Source organism: Hungatella effluvii (genome assembly GCF_003201875.1).
GTDB classification, from domain to species: domain Bacteria; phylum Bacillota; class Clostridia; order Lachnospirales; family Lachnospiraceae; genus Hungatella; species Hungatella effluvii.
The window spans coordinates 493,276-511,917 of record NZ_QJKD01000003.1; the positions used below are offsets into that span (position 1 = coordinate 493,276).

Here is an 18,642-nt window from a genome sequence, read left to right on the forward strand (position 1 = left end):
TGTCTTCCTCCTTTTAAGAAGAGTATAAGAAATGAGCCTTCGGCAGGAAATGATGAAAACAACTTTTTCTTGCCTTATCTTATTGTATATCCATATAAAGTTTTTTATAAGCGGAAGGTGACACACCTACAATCTTGCTGAACGCCCTGGAAAAATGGTACTCACTTGAATAGCCAATGGCCTTAGCGATACCATAATTCGTATTATCCGTGTGTATCAACAGTTCCTTTGCTCTGGCAATCCTGACACGGATCACATAGTTCCATACTGACTCACCTGTCTCGTCCTTGTACAGCCTGGAAAGATAACTTTTCGAAATATTAAGAGAATCGGCCAGCACCTCAATGGAAAATGATTCATCAAAGCAGTTATTTCTGATCAAATTCTGTGCATTCGCAATGAGAAGAGCCGCCTTATTTCTGTGGAGCTCCTCCTCATCCAGTTCGCTTAAGCATCTTTCAAAAAGAGCTGCAAGCTGACTGCTGCGGATGATCTGTTTCTGCTCCTCTATTATTGTTTCTAACAGCTTTTCCTTAGGACTTCCCTGAACATAGGTTTTCATTGTAGAAATACACTGCAAAAAAATGTGTATGACCTCACTGCAGTCAGCATTATTCTTTGCACAGGAATCCAGCCACCCCCGGAACATCTCCTTCAGACGTTCTGTTTCCTGCGCTGCCAGCCATAACAGAATCTGTTCCTGGTTTATCTCCATCCCCCGTGCAGTGTCTCTGCATTCCCTCATAATTCCATGAGAAAGATAAGCCCCTTCTTCAGTATAAAACAACAAATTCAGAAAACCTTTACTGGCTCTGCAGGCTTCTGACAGAGATCCGGCCTCCTCCACGGTGCTGACACCACAAAGCAGCGTCCTGTCGCGTTCACAGTACTTCTGGCGTATTTGCTCCAAAGCCTTTTTCACTGTTTTTCTGTTCTCCAGATCGCCGCAAAGAAAAAGGGCAAAAAGTCCATCTCCTACAAACAGCAGAAAAACCTCTAAATCATCATAAGTCTTCATGTCCTGTTCCAGAAACACGATTTCATTACGAACTACCGCCTGGATACTAACTACCGCCCAGTAAGAATCCTCTTCCAGCTCCTTTCTTGCCGTTTCCCCTCCATGCTCATAGATCCGAATCAGTTGTTCTTCAACATACTTCCGCTGAAGACTGTCAAGTGAATACTTTAAATCCCTGATCTGTTCCTGATACTGGCTTCCTGATTCCAGCTTTTTCTGCAGTTCCAACAAACTGCTTAACAGCTCATCCCTGCTAACAGGCTTCAGTAAATAACCATCCACATCAAGCTTTACAGCCTTTTGTGCATATTCAAATTTATCGTATGCACTGAGAATCATGATTTTCACAGATGCGTTGATCAGACGGATTCTGGTTATAAATTCAATCCCCGATATCTGATCCATACAGATATCCGTAATAATGATATCCGGCTGTTCCCTGTAAAATAAGTTCATACCATCTCTGGCATTTTCCGCAGTTCCTACAATAGAAAAGCCATAAAACTCCCAGTCTATGATCTCCTTTAACATTTCAATCATGTACCGTTCATCATCTACCAGTAATACCTTTGTCACAGTTCCTTCCCCCCCGATTTTCTCTGATGCTGCATTACACAATGCAGTACTAGGGCCTTATAAAAGGCATATGTAACGTCACCGTCGTAAACTGACCCAGTTCACTGTCTATGTCAAGTCCATAACGATCTCCGTAACGCAGTTTCAGAATAGAGTACACATTATTCAGTCCTATATGTTCACTGACTACAGACATCTGCTCCAGATATCTTCGCAGTTCCTCCAAACGCGCTCTATTCATTCCCTTTCCGTTATCCGTTACACGAATATACAGTTCCTGGTTATCCACTGCTGCTTGAACTCTGATGACCGCCTCCATAAGTTCTCCTGCAAATCCATGCTTAATGCAGTTCTCTACCACCGGTTCTAAAATCATTCTGGGAATCTCTGCCTGAAGACTATCTTCATCGGCATCGATCTCATAGGTCAGCCTGTTCTCATATCTTAAACTGTAAATATCTAAGTAACATTTGATATATTGAAGCTCATCTCCAAGCCGCACCGTACTCTCGCTTCGAAAAGAATATCGCAGGATATAGCTGAGTCCGTTGATAATCGTCGTAATATTTTCTGTTTGATGATGATAAGACTGGTACTCGTTCAGCTGTAGTGTATTATACAGGAAATGCGGTGACAGCTGATTTGTCAAAACCTGGATCTGTGCATCCTTAGCTTTCAGTTCATATAAATAATTTTCATTAATCAGAGATTCCAGGCGCGTAATCATCTGTTCAATCTCAATGCTGAGTTCATTCACATTCTGTCCGCCTGCATTGTAGCTGTTCTTTCTGTAATCTCCCTGGTTAATCTTCATCTCTCTGATCATAAATGCAATGTTTTTAAGAGGTTTCAATATCAGTCTGGACAGCTGATTAGAAAAGAATGTGATAACGGCCAGCATTCCTGCGATAATTACGATATGAACCATAAATACCTTCTTTAAAAAACTATTAATGGTTTCATAGGATTCTGCATAATAATAAGTCCATCCTGTCACTTCAGACGTGACACTGGTCACATAATTTCCTCTGGCAAACAGAATCTCAAAGATGTTTTTCTTAGACGCTTCTGTTTCGTTGGACCTGTTTTTATCGTCCACAACCTCCTCTGCCAAAATCTTCTCATTTCCCTCCTCATATAGAATTTCCCCCTTCTCGTCCCGTATGAGTATCTTAGCCTGTTCTTCCTTCAAATTGTTATTCAGGATATTATTGATAGTTTCAGATTTTAAATCACAGATCACATAACCAATCCGGTTCTGTCCGGACCTAATCGGAAGCACCACGGAATAAACCTCGGAAAAGGAAGCAGACATATAATAATCCGTAGGGTGCTGTCCCGTAAAGGTAAGTCCGACTGGTCCTACACTGCTGTCTGCTAAATATCTGCTGTTAAGGAAATCATAATCGCCAATATACTTATCCGGACTTTCCCTATAAATATTATAGAGATAACCATTTACTCCCACCACAATTATATCATTAATAAAAGATTTGAAAGTCGTAATATTCTGCACAAAATCTTCCAGCTGATTTACTGTATCCAGCTTTTCCCGATTAGTCATCCCCTGATAATTCTTCAAAACCCTTTGAATACTGCTGTTTCTGGAAATCATGACCATAGGCGTTTTTACATCATCAAAGTAATAATCGATGGTACTTACCGCATTTACCAGATTGCTGTTCATGTCATCGATGATAATTTTATTATAACGGTTGGACAAATACGCAATCGTTCCGCTGCTGACAGCCAACATAATCATGATAAAGAACAGACTGATCTTTAAACTCAGTTCAAACTGCAGACTGTTTTTTTTCATTTGTGACACCCCCAATTCCATTCCATTGTAAACCAAATTGATGTGTTTCGCAATTTCAAGTCATAATTTCCCATATTATTCCATTATAATAATTTGATAAATATTTTTACCATTTTTTAAGAATTTGTTGATAGAGTATATATGCTATGGTATGGACAGGGAACACGGAAAATCACAAAACATGGCAGTTGTTATAACGATTTGTGATTATACCCTTTCCGCCACGAAAGGATATCCAAATGAATGAAATTTACGAAATTCTGGATCTAATCAAAATAAGGCCTGCAATGTATATCGGGGATCACAGCATTACAGCCCTGTACAGCTTCCTAAACGGGTATTCCATGGCTCTTAACCGGCTGTCTATCGAGGATCATACCGACACCTTGCTGCCGCTGCCGTTTTGGTTTTTTCATGAGTACGCCGCACGCCAATACGGCTATTATGAATCGACCTCCGGCTGGAGAAATATGATATTGGACCAAACCAACCACGATGAGAGCCAGGGGCTGGATGCGTTTTTTGTCATGTATGAACAGTTCAAATCCTTAAAAATAGTCCGTTACATGTATGCCGTGCTGGATATAAAGCACCAGCAGTTTTATGAAAAAGAGCCCCTATATCCCGATCCGGTAAAAGTCCATCTTGTAGAATTGGCGCCAGGGTATTTGCTGCTGATAGAAACAAAGGAGAAATACGTCCTGATCAACTCTCTCTATCCGAATAAACAGGCACCTCTGGACTATGCGGAACAATGTTTTGGCTCTATTACAAAGTGGAAATGTGAAGAAATTGGTAATCTGGTATTTGATAAGGAATTGGAATTTTAGACCATCCATTCATAAAAGAGACCAATACTGCATCATCCTGATAATATGAGAAAAAGCTGTAATTCAGCCAAATTCCATAAACCTGGAGCTTTGGCTGGATTACAGCTTTTTCTCTATTTGCATTCATATTCCATTAACTTTCTGCTTACTCCAATAATTCACGAATCCTGGCAGCAATACTATCTGCTGTCAAGCCATACATCTCAAATAAATCAGCGCTGGAGCCGGATCGTCCAAACTCATCTCTCATTCCCATCTTTAGAACTTTGCACGGACAGTGTTCTGTGACGTATTCGCTGACCGCTCCGCCAAGGCCGCCAATCGTGTTATGATCCTCTACAGTAAGAATACATGCTGTATCTGACACCGCAGCCTCTATCGCTTTCCCGTCAATCGGTTTGATGGAATACATATCAACAACCCTTACCCTGATCCCCTCTTTTATTAGCTGATCTGCTGCACGAACTGCAAAATCCACCATGCGGCCACAAGCCATAACAGTCAAACGGTCCCCATCTCGAAGTAGTCTGCTTCCTCCCAGTGTAAATTCCATATTCTCCGGATAATATTCCTGATTGATTTCCCGTCCGAATATCATATAAAATGGCCCGTCTGTCTCCGCCATCAAACGCGTAAGTTTTGCAGTCATATTTGGAGTGGACGGAGCCAGAACTCTAAGCCCTGGTATTGCGCGCATAATCGCCATATCTTCTATAGCCTGATGTGTCGCGCCGTCAAAGCCAGTTTCGAGCCCTGCATGAGTTCCCACTATTTTTACGCTATAACCATTATAACAAATCATATTTCTTACCTGATCAAGCGCCCTCATACTTGTAAATACTGCAAAGGAGGCCACAAACGGAATCATACCGCAGCTCGCTAATCCAGCAGCTATGGATACCATATTTTGCTCTGCAATCCCACATTCAAAAAAACGATCCGGAAAATCCTTAATGAACTCACCATAATTTAGTACATTTATGCAGTCAGAATCTACAACCGTAATCCGTTCATCCTCCATCGCCAGCTTGTGTACCATATTCCCATAAGCAACTCTGTTAGCTATCATATTTTCACCTCCTTAAGTGCGTAAGTTATTGAAATTAGTTCCTCCCTTTCCCAGTTCAGCCAATGCAGCGTCGTACTGTTCTTCTGTCGGTACAGCTCCGTGCCACTCCGCTTTTCCTTCCATAAAAGAAACTCCTTTTCCCTTAACCGTATTGGCAATAATCATAATCGGTTTATCCGGTTCACTCTTCTCTACTTGGCTTTCTTGTGTAACATGATCCAGTATCTCAATAATTTCAGAAATCGAATGACCGTTTATCTTGTAGGTTTTCCAGCCAAACGAGTCGAACTTATCTTTTATATCCCCCAGGGGCATAATCTCTTCATTTGTACCGCTCATCTGCACCTCATTATGGTCCAGAATCGTAATCAAACGATTTAATCGGTACTTTGAAGCAGCCATAGCAGCTTCCCATATCTGTCCTTCTTCAATTTCACCGTCTCCCAGCATACAATACACAAAAAAATCTTTTTTCATCGTCCTTGCAGCAAGAGCCATACCTACTGCGGCCGACAGTCCCTGTCCCAAAGGCCCCGATGACATATCAATTCCCGGCGTCTTAGGATTGGGGGCTCCCTGAAGATGGCTGTCTGCCTGGCGCAGATGACTCATCTCTTCCACGGAAAAAAATCCTCTTTTTGCCAAAGCAGCGTACAAGATCGGTGCCGAGTGCCCCTTACTCAGTACAAAGCGATCCCGATCCTCCCACCCAGGCCGTTCTGGATCTAACCGCATTTTATAAAAATAGAGAACTGCTATTATTTCGGCAGCAGATAGACAGCCTCCAATATGACCGGATTTCGCCCTGTATACAGATTCAATTGTTTCTATTCTGAGCTGATTTGCAATTGTTTTTAATTTCATTATATCATACATTGCTGTTACTCCTTTCCTCCAGCAATTGCTCTAAAGCCAGTGCACTTGCTTTTGCAGCAAATTCCGGATAATCCCATTTTTCATTTACCTCTGCGGTAATCCAGCCATTATATCCAATCTCGTGTAAGGCCTGCATCACTTTCACAAAATCAATGTCTCCGCTAAGCAAATTCACAAAACCCTGAACCGAGGAGCAGCCTTTTCTAAAATCTTTTATGTGAACCCGTTTAATGCGGGACCCCAGAATCCGGATCCATTGTTCCGGATACCCGGAGGGCTGTACATTGCCAATGTCAAAATACACCTGTACATAGCTGGAACCTATCTCATCAATAAACTGCCGCATTTCTAACGGTGACATTAAAAAATGGTTCCAGACATTTTCAATTCCCACCGTCACTCCCACCCTCTCAGCGATAGGAGCAATCTCCTCAAATGCCCGAAGTGAACGTTCATATGCTGTATTATAATCAATGATTTCCAGCCCCGGATGATAGTCCTCTTCTTCATGAGTTCGGAAGGAGGGATGAATTTCGTCAGAAATAAAGTCTGCTGTTACGAAGCCCGGCAGGGCTAATGCCACCTCGGAATTAAGCTCAGCTGCTATATAAAGCTGTTTTCGCAGCATCTCTCCGGCTTTTTTTCGCATCTGAGCATCATCGCTGGTGAAAGAGCATTTCCAGTTTAAACTGCTGCTTACTGAAATAATTTCTATCCCGGTCTCCTTCGCCGCCTGCCGGATCGTCATCAATTCTTCTTTCCTGCAATCCAGCTGCAGTTCCCCTTTTTCAACAATTACAAGTTCTATTCCCTCAAATCCCAATCTCTTTGCAAATTCCATCTTCTTCCTTAAATTCAACGTATGTGGAAGCGCCCAGTAATGGATACCTTTTTTCATATGCCCCTCCCTATCAGCCATGAATACACTTAATCACGAATCACTGAAGCAATCAATAGAATAGCGATTTATTGAAAACTCCGGCGTTATCGCCTTTGCGGAGGCTGCTGCCAACAAGCCAAGATTCTTAATATCGCTTAAGGAGCACGTCTCCACAGGTGAGTGAGTATATCTGGCCGGGTAGCCGAGATCCAGACAAGCCACTCCCTCATTTTCCATCTGAACGTAGGCTGATTCTGTTATAATTCCAAGAGATGCAAACCGCTGATGGGGGATATTTTCTCTCAAAGCACACTCCTCTGCAAGTCTGGCCAGACCTTCATGGGGAATCAGCCCATTTAAAGTTCCTCTCCCATGAAAATTATAAAAATTAATTGTCGGCCCTTTGCCAAGTGCATTCTGATATTTCGTTTTTAAATCCGGAGTATCTCCTGCAAGAACCACATCCAGCCCCATAGCCACCTCCGGTTTTAACCTTCTGGCTGCAAATGCAGCGCCTCGAATATTAAACTCCTCCCAAACGGTCCCGACGAAATGCACAGTTGAGGACGGCCTGTCTTCCCATAAACTCTCGGCGGCAAGAATCAGTGCGGTCAGCCCGCCACGGTCATCTAAAGCAGTACCACTTACTTTATCTCCTGCAAGAGGTTGAAAAGACGGTTCATAAATGGCAGGACAACCAACATCCACTCCCAGCGCCCTTACGTCCTGCTCTGATGCGGCTCCAATATCGACATAAAGATTCGTCACCATATCGACCTTGTATTTTTCTTCTGCTGAAGCCGCATGATGTGCTTTGTTTCCAATCAAACCAGGTATGAAATCACCATGCACCGTGCGTATCCATAGACGCAGTGCAGGCAACACCTTTTCCGGTATCCCCCCTAATCTGTCCAACTGGATATAGCCATCCGGTTCAATCCTTCTTACAATAAATCCCAGTTGATCTAAGTGGGCGTACATCATCACCGAAGGTGATTCAGGATCTGTACCGTCTAGCGTGGCCATCACATTCCCCATGCGGTCTAACATGATACGGTCAACAAACGGGCGTATTCTACTGGAAAATACCTCTGCAGCTCGTTTTTCGTAACCGGATGGAGCCGGTGCCAGGCAAAGTTCTTTTAATACCTCTTCTGCATTCATTCTATTCCTCCTTAAGTTCCTTAAGCATTTCTAACGGATCAGGGCTCTGAAATACCAGACGGCCTAAGACTGCCCCATGAACACCTGCTCTTTCAAGCTCCTGAAGCGTTTCCCTGGTCACGCCTCCATCTGCATACAATTCTACTCCTGCCGGAATATATCCGGCTAAACGGATTAAGCGTTCCACTGCAGGTCCATATACTTTTTCTTCTAAATAATCAGGCTCCGATGTCATGAGGAGCAGCTGATCCATATTTTCCAGAAAAGGATTTACTGCTTCTACTGGTGTTTTTATATTGACAGCCAGCCCCGTCCCCAATCCAAGGGCACGGCAGTGATTGAGAAAATAAAGTGGATAGTCAAGCGCTTCCAAGTGGGCTATCACAGAATCCACTCCGCAGGCGGCAAGACCGTCTAAATACGATTCTGGATGAGTGACCATTAAATGTACCTGAATATACCTTTTCCCCGCTTCTTTACATATCGCCCTGACAGTCTTCATTCCAAATGTAATATTGGGAACGAAGTTTCCATCCTCGATATCTATATGCAGATAAGGCCATGCCTCCAGATTCTTTAAGACCTCCCCTATTGCCAAAGGATCGGCTGATGCAATTGATGGCATCAGTTTCATTACTTTGTCCTCCTTATTGATATGCCTTTTCCCACTTACCACCATCTGATCTGCTCAGTCACATATTTTCTTAACTCAACAAATTGGGGATCCGTAAAGTCTCTCGGCCTCGCTAAGTCAACAATCAGTTCTTCTTTAATCGCAGCCGGCTTATTGGTCAGGATAATAATCCTGTCTGCAAGATAGACCGCTTCTTCAATATTATGAGTGATAAAAAGAACCGTACTTTCAAATTTTTTCCATAACCTGATCACTTCATCTTCCAGATAATAGCGCATTTTAATATCCATCTGTCCATAAGGCTCGTCCATCAAGAGCAGATCCGGATACAGGGCAAAACTTCGCCCGATTACGATTCGCTGTTCACTACTGGTAGATAATTGATGAGGATATTGTTTTCGGAACTTGGTAAGCCCTACCAATGAAAGAATTTCTTCTGTTCTTCGATAGATTTCCTCTTTAGGGAGCTTTTTCAATTTCATACCAAACATGATATTCTCTTCCACGGTAAGCCAGGGAATAGCAGATGGCTCCTGAAATGCAAAGGAAATATTATGTATCCTTGGATCCGCCGTTTTCCCGTCAATTAAAATTTCTCCCGATGTTGGTTCAATAAGCTGTGTTAGTAAATTTAAAAATGTTGTCTTTCCGCAGCCTGTAGGCCCTACTACACAGATAAATTCTCCTTTCTTTACTTTAAATGAAATATGATCCAGAACCTTTAAATCTCCGAAGTTTTTGGTAAGCTCTTTCACTTCAATTTTATAATTTTCTGTCATATACTGCACCCTTTTTCTATATTGACAAATCCGTGTTTTCTGAAATCTCACGGCGCATCTGCAAAAACCTACAGTCCATCATGTCTCTGGGGCGCGGTAAATCAACTTGATACACCTGCTTCACTCTTGCTGGACACTCCGTAAGAAGGATAATCCGGTCTCCCAGCATCAATGCCTCCTCAATATTATTTGTGACAAATAAAATAGTTCTCTTCTCCTGCTCCCAGATTCGCGCAATTTCCTCTTCCATATTATATCGGGTCTGTGCATCCAACTGTCCAAACGGTTCATCTAAAAGCAATATCTGTGGGTCATTTGCATAAGCTCTCGCAATTCCGACTCTCTGCTTCATACCACCGGATAAATGCTTTGGCAGATGCTCTTCAAAACCATGCAGCCCCACCAGATCAATGTAATGCTGAGCCTTTTTCCGTCGTTCACGCTTCGGTATTCCACGCATTTTAGGTCCCAGTTCTACATTTTCCATAACGTTTTTCCACGGAAGTGTCCCAATCTTTTGAAATACCATTCCCATATCTGGATTTGGTCCCACCACATTCTTACCGTCTAAACAAATATTTCCGTAATCGGGCTGCATTAGACCGGCAATCATATTTAAAATGACCGTCTTCCCGCAGTGACCAGGTCCCAGCAGGATCAGAAACTCATTATCCCGTACCGTAAGCGACAGTTCCCTCACCACCTCATGGTTCTTTCCGTTTTCCATGGAAAAGCATTTGCTTATATTCTGTATATCTAATCTGATTTTATATTCTCGCTCCATGGACATATCCGCCTTTCAAGAAGATCCGTGAAAATAGAAATTACAGTTCCAACAATAGCGATAACAATCATGCCAACCATAATAAGCGGAACATCAAAGGCATCCTGTCCTCTGGTAATCAAAAATCCCAGTCCTGCCTTAGCCCCTATCATCTCAGCCGCAAGAACGACCATTAGTCCGCCACTTGTAGCAGTTCTAAAGCCTGCAAATATCGACTGCATAGCCGATGGCAGCGCAATTTCGGTAAGCAGTTTTCTATCATTCGCATGGAACATTCTTCCTACGTCAAGGTATAATGGCTCCACTAAACGAATCCCGGTCGCGGTATTGACTACCACCGGTGTAAAGGTCCCAATAAATACAATAATAACTTTGGGAAACTCCCCAATACCAAACCACATAACAATCAAAGGAAGCCATGCGATCGGCGGAATGGGGCGAATAAATTCAAAAAGAGTACCGAAAATAGCATTAAAGGTTTTATTCCATCCGATTAATATACCGAACGGTATCCCAATCCCCAGAGAAAATATCAATGCTAAAAAAATACGTTTTAAACTCGCTAAAATATGCCCAAAGATCAGATATCCATTAATTGGCTTTTCGAAAGTTTTAACAAATCGTTTCATTACCAGATCTGGCCCAGGTACAAGATCCGAATTCCCTCTGGAAATCTGAACCCATAAGAGAAATAACAAAACCAATGACAATGCAGGCGCTATCGTATAAAAAATATGTCCGATACTCTTTTTCCAACCTGTAACTTTTTTCATCAGACAGTCCTCCATTTCACAAAAATATGCTCCAGCTTTGTGAATATCCATGAGAACGAAAAACCCAGGATTCCAATTGTAACCATTCCTAATACAATGATATCAACTCGCCCAAACTGCCGTCCCATATTAATCATATAACCAAGTCCAGCATTAGCAGCCAGTAGCTCTGCCGCTACCAATGTGCTCCATGCGGAGTTAAGTGCAATTCGTATTCCTGCAAAAGTCATGGGCAGAGAAGAGGGGATCCCTATTTTCAGAAATATCGTAAAGTCTGATGCCCCATACGTTTTCGCTACATTAATCAAAGTCTGATTAGTACTTTTAATTCCCGCTGTGGCATTAATTACACATGGGACAAAAGATGCAAAGAATATAATCATCGCTTTGGCCTCAAGGCCAATCCCAACCCACAGAATGGTCAGGGGAATCCACGCAATTGGGGGAATTGGGCGCATTATCTCAAATATAGGGCGAACAAAACGGCTGACTGTCCTATACCAGCCCATAAGCCAGCCCAAAGGAACCCCAATCACAATTGCAAGAAGCAGCCCACTGCATGCAACCTTTAAGCTGACCAGGATATTCGTCTGCAACAGAGAACCATCCGGGCTTTTATTATTCAGTTTATCAAACAAAGCCGCAAATACCTTTGTCGGCGCAGGCAGAATTTTATCTGATAGTATCCCGGCAGTAACAAAGCCCTGCCAGATGAGCAAAAAAGTCAGAACGCTGAGTACGGAGATTACCGCATACCGGTCTAAGATTTTTTTCATAATCTGCCACCTTTACTCCTTCATTGCCGCAATTTCATTGATGATATCTGCTTTAAAATAACCGCCCAACAATTTGGTATCATCACCTTTCTGATAGCTGCCGTTCTTGATATAGAATAACAATGGGTCGTTATGCATCGCTTCTATTAACAACATCGATCCATCTTCCGTTTTTTCATTAAAAAGTTTTACGTTGTCTGACAGGCTGTAATGGCGATTGTTTTCAAGAACTGTCCGGTTCTCTTCCAATGTACCTGTAGCTCCCGCTTCCTCATTAATTTCCGTAAACATTTCAACCGCCTTGTCAAAATGTTCCTCACTGCTGTAAATCCAATCAACGGTGGCAAAATAAAGTTCCATCCATTTTTTTATCGCTTTATATTTGGCCGGATCTTCATAACTTCTGGGATTCGCACACATAACCGTAGGCAATTCAATTCCCAGATCATTTGCACTCATAACCACAGTGTAGCTTTCCTTCATTTCATCCGCATATGTAAAACTGCCCCAAAGTGCTCCAATCTCCCCTTTATTTGCCCGAAGCGCCGTATTGATGCCTGGAACATCCATATGAGTCATTGCTACGTCAGTATCAGACAAGCCGAATTTGCTTAGGCCTGTAGATAAAACATAATGAAGTGTAGACCCTGTCGGAATCAAAATTTCTTTTCCTTTCCACGTATCTGCCGTCCCATAGATGCCTGGGTAATCTTTTAGCGTATTTCCTGCTGAAACAACATCTGAATCATTTTTTGCAAAAATGCGCAGGGAATCGTAATCTCTTGCCGCAGCTCCGATCACGACCATATCCTGGCTGATAACACCTGTCAGAACCCCTCCTAACCCAATCGTTCCACAGTCCCAGGAATCAGAAGCCATCGCCTCCACCATGACAGGTCCATTACCAAATGTCTCTATATTGGCTCGTATTCCTGCCTTTTCATATCCCCCCATTTTATCAATCATATAGATAATCATTCCATGATGGGAGCCAGTCAAATATCCGAAATTCAGCTCAGTCTCTGTTTCTAAGGGCTCAATTCCATCATAAATTCCTGCCTCTTCTTTTCCCGTTTCTTCTTTCCCGCTATTTCCTGCAACACCATTATTACCTGTCTTCTCTGCACTTTGGCTACATGCAGTGAGAGTTCCCAGAACTAATAACAGACTTAGTAAAAGACAAAAACATTTCTGTAACCTTCTCCTCATAAGATACACCTTCCCCTTCTTATCGAAATTCCTTAACAAGATCCATAAAAGCCTTCACTCGGTTATAATCAACTCCATTTTCAAATTTTCCATCTTTTTTAAACGTTGTTCCTACAATGGCACCATCTGCCACAGATAACTGAGTTGTAATATTTTCTATTCTGCACCCCGTATTCGCCAGCACCACAGTATTCGGCACAACCGATTTCACTTCACTCAAAATCTGAGTATCTGTACTTTCCCCTGCTGTCAGTCCGGAAACACATAAAGCATCCGGCCTGCAGTTAAACACGGTTGTCTTTGCCACTTCTCTGATATTGCGCTGCTCTACGTAAACAGCCGCTTCCGGAACTATATTAAACAGTAACTTAACATTCTGTGCGCCAACCGCATGTTGGTGGCGCACCGTCTCACCACAATTCGTATTCCATAATCCAAAATCACTGGCATAGACGCCAGTAAAAATCTCTCTCACAAAACAAGCCCCGGTAGCGACTGCCAGATCCAAAGATGCCTTGGCATCCCATAAAACATTTACCCCAAAAGGAACTGTAATTTCTGATTTTATCTCCCCGATTACGCGTCCCATTGCAGCAAGTGTTTCTTTCTTTACATCAGTAAGGTAAGGAAGGCTGAATTCATTAGAAAACATGACTGCATCCACCCCTCCATCCTGAAGCGCGTGCAGATCTTCACGAGCCTTCTCTATCACCCACTCCATTCCCTTTTCCTGGTCATAGCCACTGTCTCCCGGTAACGCCTGAAGATGACACATTGCAATAATAGGCTTTTCAGTTTTGAATACTTCTTTTAACCAATTCATCATAAACCCCTTTCTTTTTCAGGCATACACATTATGCCAAATATACATTCTTTACTTTTTCCTTCATTCTGTGCAGGCTGTTTTCATCGATAGCCTTATCAATAATCACCCCATCGATATCCGTCAGATCACAAACTTTAATTAACGCCATTCTGCCCAACTTACTGTGATCACCAATCAATATCACCTGCTTTCCAGCCTGAACCAGTAATCGCTTAATACTGGCCTCCATCACATTTGTATTGGAAATGCCGAAATCCACATCAATAGCATCTGCTCCCAGAAAAGCCTTGTCCACACGAATATTACGAACGTAATCTTCTACCATACTTCCCAAAAGCACATTATTATACCCCTGACGACGGATTCCTCCTGTTACAATCATAGTGGAGGTTGGGTGGAGAACTAAATTTCCTCCAATAAACAAGTCATAAGTAATTACTGTCAAATTAGGAATATCGGATAATTCACTTGCCAGGTAATAGGTTGTCGTTCCTGAATCCAACAGAATAGTGTCGCCCTCGTGCACAAAGGACGCCGCCAATTTAGCAATTTGCTTTTTTTCGTGCAGCATGATCGTCAGTTTCTCATTATGCTGCCATTCAAATGAAGAAGTATTATCATTCTTTCTGACTGCTCCCCCATGAGTCCTGACTAAAAGCCCCTGAGTGTCTAAATCATCCAGGTCCCGGCGTACCGTCGCATCTGATACGTCGAGGTAGTCTGCCAGTTCCTTAATTTGAACGCTGCCATGTTCCTTCATGTATTCCATTATCTTTTGCAGCCGGCCGGCTGGAATAATAGAAGTTTTTTGTTCCATGTTTCTTTCCTTTCCTGGTCTTTTTTTCTCTTTTGTATTTTTTGATTGTTTTTGAAATATTTTGTAACTTTCTGCTATATTTCACGTTTTTATTATCACATATGTGTCGAATAATGTCAATATTTTTTACAAAATTGACATTTTAACATTTTAGTTTGCAAATTTTGCACAAAGAGTCCGGCTTGCCGGACTCGTGCGCCGGAGCGCGGTTGCTTCAGCAACCAAATTTCCTTAGCGCGGAGTGCGCATCCCCGGAGTTTTTTTATTTCACAGGGCGAACTTTCCTGTGAAATAAAAAATCTTGGTTACAGACAATATAGTCTACAACCAAGATTTTAGTATTTTTTTACAAATCGATTTTTTAAGCCGTATACTTCACAAACTGAATCCCTTCCACCCCCTCCAGAAACTGAAGCACTGCCTCCCGGCTCTTATGTTCCGTATTCTTTAAGCTGATCACCGCCTTCTGGAAGCCTTTTCTCTTCTTTTCAATCTGCACCTCGCCAATCACCAGGCCTGCAGGTGAAAATTCCCGGACCAGATCCGTCATTTTGACCGCGTCGTCCAGTTCCACATACACGCTGAGCCAAACGTCATCAAAAATCAGATGGTACTCCAGCTTCTTCAGTTGCGTCATGGTGAGCGATACGGCCAGGGTGGCAATGATCCCGGCCTCATAGAAACCAATCCCAATGCTCAGCCCAATACACGCAGCAGTCCACAGGCCTGCTGCCGTTGTCAGCCCCTTAATCTTCGTCTTGCCCGAGATAATGATGCTCCCGGCGCCCAGGAAACCGATTCCGCTGACCACCTGTGCGCCCAGCCGCGCCGGATCACCGGTCTGGAAATGATAGTACATATACTGTCCGGTCAGCATGACCATGGCCGCGCCCATGCAGACCAGCATGTACGTCCGCATTCCGGCCGGCTGATGCGCTTTGCCCCTCTCAATTCCGATTACACCGCCGCAGACCATGGACATCACGATCCGCATGGTGATGGAAGCCAGATTGATGCCTTCCAGATACTCCACTGCCGCTGTCACTGTCTCCATGTATTCCCCTCTCATCCTGTGTTGAGCGGTCTCGGAAACTCCCTTGCGCCCATCTTTGTGGCTGATTTCCCGCCATATGCACACAAATTTATTCAACGTACACGCCGTGTACGCCTCGTAAATTTGTGTGCATCTGACGGGAAATCATCTCACAAATCTGAGCACAAGGAGTTTCCGAGACCGCTCGTGTTCTACAACCTGTTCAGACAGATACCCGTTTCACTGATTTTTTCTTTTTGAGTTCCCCTACCAGGAGGGCTGCGTCCAGCTCATCAGGCGCTTTTAAAACCGCACTCAGTACGCAGAGGGAATCCTCGTCGGCCAGCTTTATATTCTCCATTTTGCAGCCTGCGTCCTCTATGGTCTTATTAATATAGAAAAAGATATCTTCTTTGTCGCTGTCCTTATACTCGATCTCCAGCTCCCGCTCTTCTCCTGCCTTTCTGGAAAAATATCCCCGTCTTCCTAAAAACACCTCGGAAACCATCACAATAATCGTGGACACAGCGCCCAGCACATACATGCCGCAGCCCATGGCCATGCCTACTCCCACCGTGGCCCAGATACCGGCGGAGGTGGTGATTCCGCTCACATTGTTGTTGCGGAAAAAGATAATTCCCGAGCCGATAAATCCGACAGCTGTCACGATACCGGCCGCCACCCGGGACGGGTCAAGACGGACGTATTCGCCGAGAACATCATTGAAGCCGTACTTGGAGATGATCATCATAGTCGCGGCCGCAACCGAGATGATGACGTGTGTTCTGACGCCCGCCGTCTTCTTCCGGCTCTGCCGTTCATAACCGATCAGCCCGCCGCAGACAGCCGCCCCGAGGAGCCGGGCTACAAAAATCCATTGTTCCATTATAAATTCATTCAACTAATCCGCCTCCTGAAAAACAGGAATACCGCATGATTTCTTTCATGCGGCGCCCTGTAATGATCTTTTTTTGCCTTTTGATTTCTTTTTTTACCTTATGCTCTTATTCTTACCCTATTGATCTCTTCCTCATCCCTTCGCCACTCTCTTCTCAAACCGTCTCTGCTTCCATCTTCTGATGCGTTCCATTCCATCTCCCTGGCCGAAATACAGTGCCACAGAAGAGAGAATCATCAGAACGACCGTGTATACAAAGCCCATGGCCCTGGCATCGATGGATGCCGACTCATCCGAAGCGGCCTTCACGACGATGCCGAGAGGCTGGAACAGCGGATGGTACAGGAACACAGACAGATCGTAGTCCGATAACATCCCGTTGAAATTCAGGATAATGATGGACATAATCGCCGGGAAAATAACCGGAAGAATTACTTTTATCATCGTATAGAGCGTACCCGCACCCATACATTTCGCCGCTTCTTCCAGATCATTGTCGATGCTGAAGAACGCCGCCTTCACCATCCGGTAAGAGAAAGGCAGTTTGACGACTGTATAGCCCACAAGCATCAGTACCAGCGTTCCTACCATAACATAGTTAAATAGGATCGGCTGCCGCTCCCCGTAGGTCGTGGTCAGTCCCAACGCGATCAGGGTTGCCGGAAGAAGCCACGGAATCAGCATGCCCCATTCGAAGAATACGTCGTATTTATGCTTTGCCGTGCGCACAAACCGGGCGCAGATCACAGCCATCAGTACAGCCAGAACCGCAGCCAGCAGGGAGTATACAATACTGACGATGTACGGCTTGATCGCCTCTGCGCTCGTAAACAGCTTCTGGTAATTCGCCAGAGTGAACGAATTCAGAGTCAGATTGCCCGTCTTAATAGTCAGTGAATCACAGAATGAATATACGATAACCAGGATAATCGGTATCACATAGATGGCAAACATGGCGTAAGCGACCACATGGGCTGCCACGTTGAATACCGGATTGCTGATCTTCTGCTTCTTTAGCTTTGCCTTCGTCTTCGACACGGATATGTAGTTTCCGCCCTTTTCAATCCTGCTGAACACTGCCAGCAGAATCATCGTGGCAATGCCTAAGAGAACCGCAAGAAATGCCGCAACCTCCCTGGAAAAGCTGGATTTTGCAAATGTGATAATCATGGGGTTGATGGTCTGGAAATTCTCTCCGCCAACAATCAGAGGTGCCGACATGGCTCCCAGTCCGGTAAGGAACGTCAGGATGGTGATGGCGAAAAACGTAGGCTTTAACACCGGCATGACGATCTGGAAGAAGATTCTGCTTCCGGATGCCCCCATATTTTTCGCCGCCTCAATGGTATGGTAATCCAGACCGTGAATCGCATTCTTTAAAAACATCATATGATTCTGTGTACAGGAAAATGTCATAACGAACACGACTGCCCCATATCCCACAAACCAGTTCGGATTCATGCCCGGAAATATTGACACCAAAAGCTTTGTCAGCAGTCCGTTGGCCCCGTAGACGTATTTATAGCCGGATACCAGCACGACTCCGCCGTAGATCAGCGAGCTCATATATGCAAGTTTTAATACCCTGGCGCCCTTGATATCCCAGTATTCCGTCAGAAGAACGCTGAGCGTCCCCACGATGTTGACCGTAACCACCAGGGTGAACGCCAGAATGAAGCTGTTCACAAGACTCTTCATGGCTCTGGCGGAGCCGAATACCTTTCCGAACACTTCCGTGGAAAACTGACCATTTTTATAGAAGACACTGACCAGCAGGTTTAAGTTCGGATAGATGACAAATGCAACAATGGCCCATACAATGACAATCTTTAAAATCAGGGTCTGTATACTGAAAGACTTACTCTTGCTTCTCTGTTTCAT

At 43.9% G+C, this 18,642-nt stretch carries 18 protein-coding genes; 1 reads left to right on the top strand and 17 read right to left on the bottom strand.

The window, feature by feature from the left end; genetic code table 11:
• Positions 1–79 precede the first annotated feature (79 nt).
• Positions 80–1,594, bottom strand: coding sequence for a response regulator transcription factor (locus DFR60_RS08110; RefSeq protein WP_110322441.1), 1,515 nt, complete (start codon positions 1,592–1,594; stop codon positions 80–82).
• Between the two features lie 49 nt (positions 1,595–1,643).
• Positions 1,644–3,413: a cache domain-containing sensor histidine kinase gene (locus DFR60_RS08115; protein WP_167437548.1), complete on the bottom strand. Its 1,770-nt coding sequence runs from the start codon at positions 3,411–3,413 to the stop codon at positions 1,644–1,646.
• A 239-nt stretch (positions 3,414–3,652) separates the two neighbouring features.
• Between DFR60_RS08115 and DFR60_RS08120 the strand changes: the two genes are divergently transcribed.
• Complete coding sequence (locus DFR60_RS08120; protein WP_110322443.1) at positions 3,653–4,243, top strand: hypothetical protein; 591 nt, start codon at positions 3,653–3,655, stop codon at positions 4,241–4,243.
• A gap of 145 nt (positions 4,244–4,388) precedes the next feature.
• On the opposite strand, the gene DFR60_RS08125 is transcribed toward DFR60_RS08120, so the two are convergent.
• The 15 genes from DFR60_RS08125 to DFR60_RS08195 form a co-directional block, all read right to left on the bottom strand.
• Positions 4,389–5,312 (bottom strand): transketolase family protein, encoded by a 924-nt coding sequence (locus tag DFR60_RS08125; protein WP_110322444.1) that lies wholly within the window; start codon positions 5,310–5,312, stop codon positions 4,389–4,391.
• Between the two features lie 12 nt (positions 5,313–5,324).
• A complete protein-coding gene (locus DFR60_RS08130) occupies positions 5,325–6,188 on the bottom strand; it encodes a transketolase (protein ID WP_110322445.1) in 864 nt (287 codons plus the stop codon).
• Entirely contained in the window at positions 6,181–7,086 is a 906-nt protein-coding gene (locus DFR60_RS08135) for a sugar phosphate isomerase/epimerase family protein (protein WP_167437549.1), read from the bottom strand. Before DFR60_RS08135 ends, DFR60_RS08130 begins: the two co-directional genes overlap by 8 nt.
• Positions 7,087–7,119: 33 nt before the next feature.
• Positions 7,120–8,232 (bottom strand): M42 family metallopeptidase, encoded by a 1,113-nt coding sequence (locus DFR60_RS08140; RefSeq protein WP_110322447.1) that lies wholly within the window; start codon positions 8,230–8,232, stop codon positions 7,120–7,122.
• A 1-nt stretch (position 8,233) separates the two neighbouring features.
• Complete coding sequence (locus DFR60_RS08145) at positions 8,234–8,866, bottom strand: ribulose-phosphate 3-epimerase (protein WP_167437550.1); 633 nt, start codon at positions 8,864–8,866, stop codon at positions 8,234–8,236.
• Positions 8,867–8,901: 35 nt separating this feature from the next.
• Positions 8,902–9,645 carry an ABC transporter ATP-binding protein gene (locus tag DFR60_RS08150; protein ID WP_055659290.1) on the bottom strand — a complete coding sequence of 248 codons (744 nt, stop codon included), beginning with the start codon at positions 9,643–9,645 and terminating at the stop codon, positions 8,902–8,904.
• 16 nt (positions 9,646–9,661) lie between these two features.
• Positions 9,662–10,429: an ABC transporter ATP-binding protein gene (locus DFR60_RS08155; protein ID WP_110322449.1), complete on the bottom strand. Its 768-nt coding sequence runs from the start codon at positions 10,427–10,429 to the stop codon at positions 9,662–9,664.
• Complete coding sequence (locus DFR60_RS08160) at positions 10,402–11,202, bottom strand: ABC transporter permease (RefSeq protein WP_110322450.1); 801 nt, start codon at positions 11,200–11,202, stop codon at positions 10,402–10,404. The genes DFR60_RS08155 and DFR60_RS08160 overlap by 28 nt, the downstream gene beginning before the upstream one ends.
• Positions 11,202–11,978, bottom strand: coding sequence for an ABC transporter permease (locus DFR60_RS08165; RefSeq protein WP_055659294.1), 777 nt, complete (start codon positions 11,976–11,978; stop codon positions 11,202–11,204). The genes DFR60_RS08160 and DFR60_RS08165 overlap by 1 nt, the downstream gene beginning before the upstream one ends.
• 12 nt (positions 11,979–11,990) lie before the next feature.
• On the bottom strand, positions 11,991–13,187 hold the full coding sequence (locus DFR60_RS08170) for an ABC transporter substrate-binding protein (RefSeq protein WP_110322451.1): 1,197 nt from the start codon (positions 13,185–13,187) through the stop codon (positions 11,991–11,993).
• A gap of 19 nt (positions 13,188–13,206) precedes the next feature.
• Positions 13,207–14,013 carry a BtpA/SgcQ family protein gene (locus DFR60_RS08175; protein ID WP_278321376.1) on the bottom strand — a complete coding sequence of 269 codons (807 nt, stop codon included), beginning with the start codon at positions 14,011–14,013 and terminating at the stop codon, positions 13,207–13,209.
• A gap of 28 nt (positions 14,014–14,041) precedes the next feature.
• Entirely contained in the window at positions 14,042–14,830 is a 789-nt protein-coding gene (locus DFR60_RS08180; protein WP_243005003.1) for a DeoR/GlpR family DNA-binding transcription regulator, read from the bottom strand.
• 361 nt (positions 14,831–15,191) lie between these two features.
• Complete coding sequence (locus DFR60_RS08185; RefSeq protein WP_243005004.1) at positions 15,192–15,884, bottom strand: MgtC/SapB family protein; 693 nt, start codon at positions 15,882–15,884, stop codon at positions 15,192–15,194.
• Between the two features lie 202 nt (positions 15,885–16,086).
• Complete coding sequence (locus DFR60_RS08190; RefSeq protein ID WP_110322454.1) at positions 16,087–16,764, bottom strand: MgtC/SapB family protein; 678 nt, start codon at positions 16,762–16,764, stop codon at positions 16,087–16,089.
• A 129-nt stretch (positions 16,765–16,893) separates the two neighbouring features.
• The gene (locus DFR60_RS08195; RefSeq protein ID WP_110322455.1) at positions 16,894–18,642 is read right to left on the bottom strand and encodes an ABC transporter permease; all 1,749 of its coding nucleotides are present in this window, start codon (positions 18,640–18,642) and stop codon (positions 16,894–16,896) included.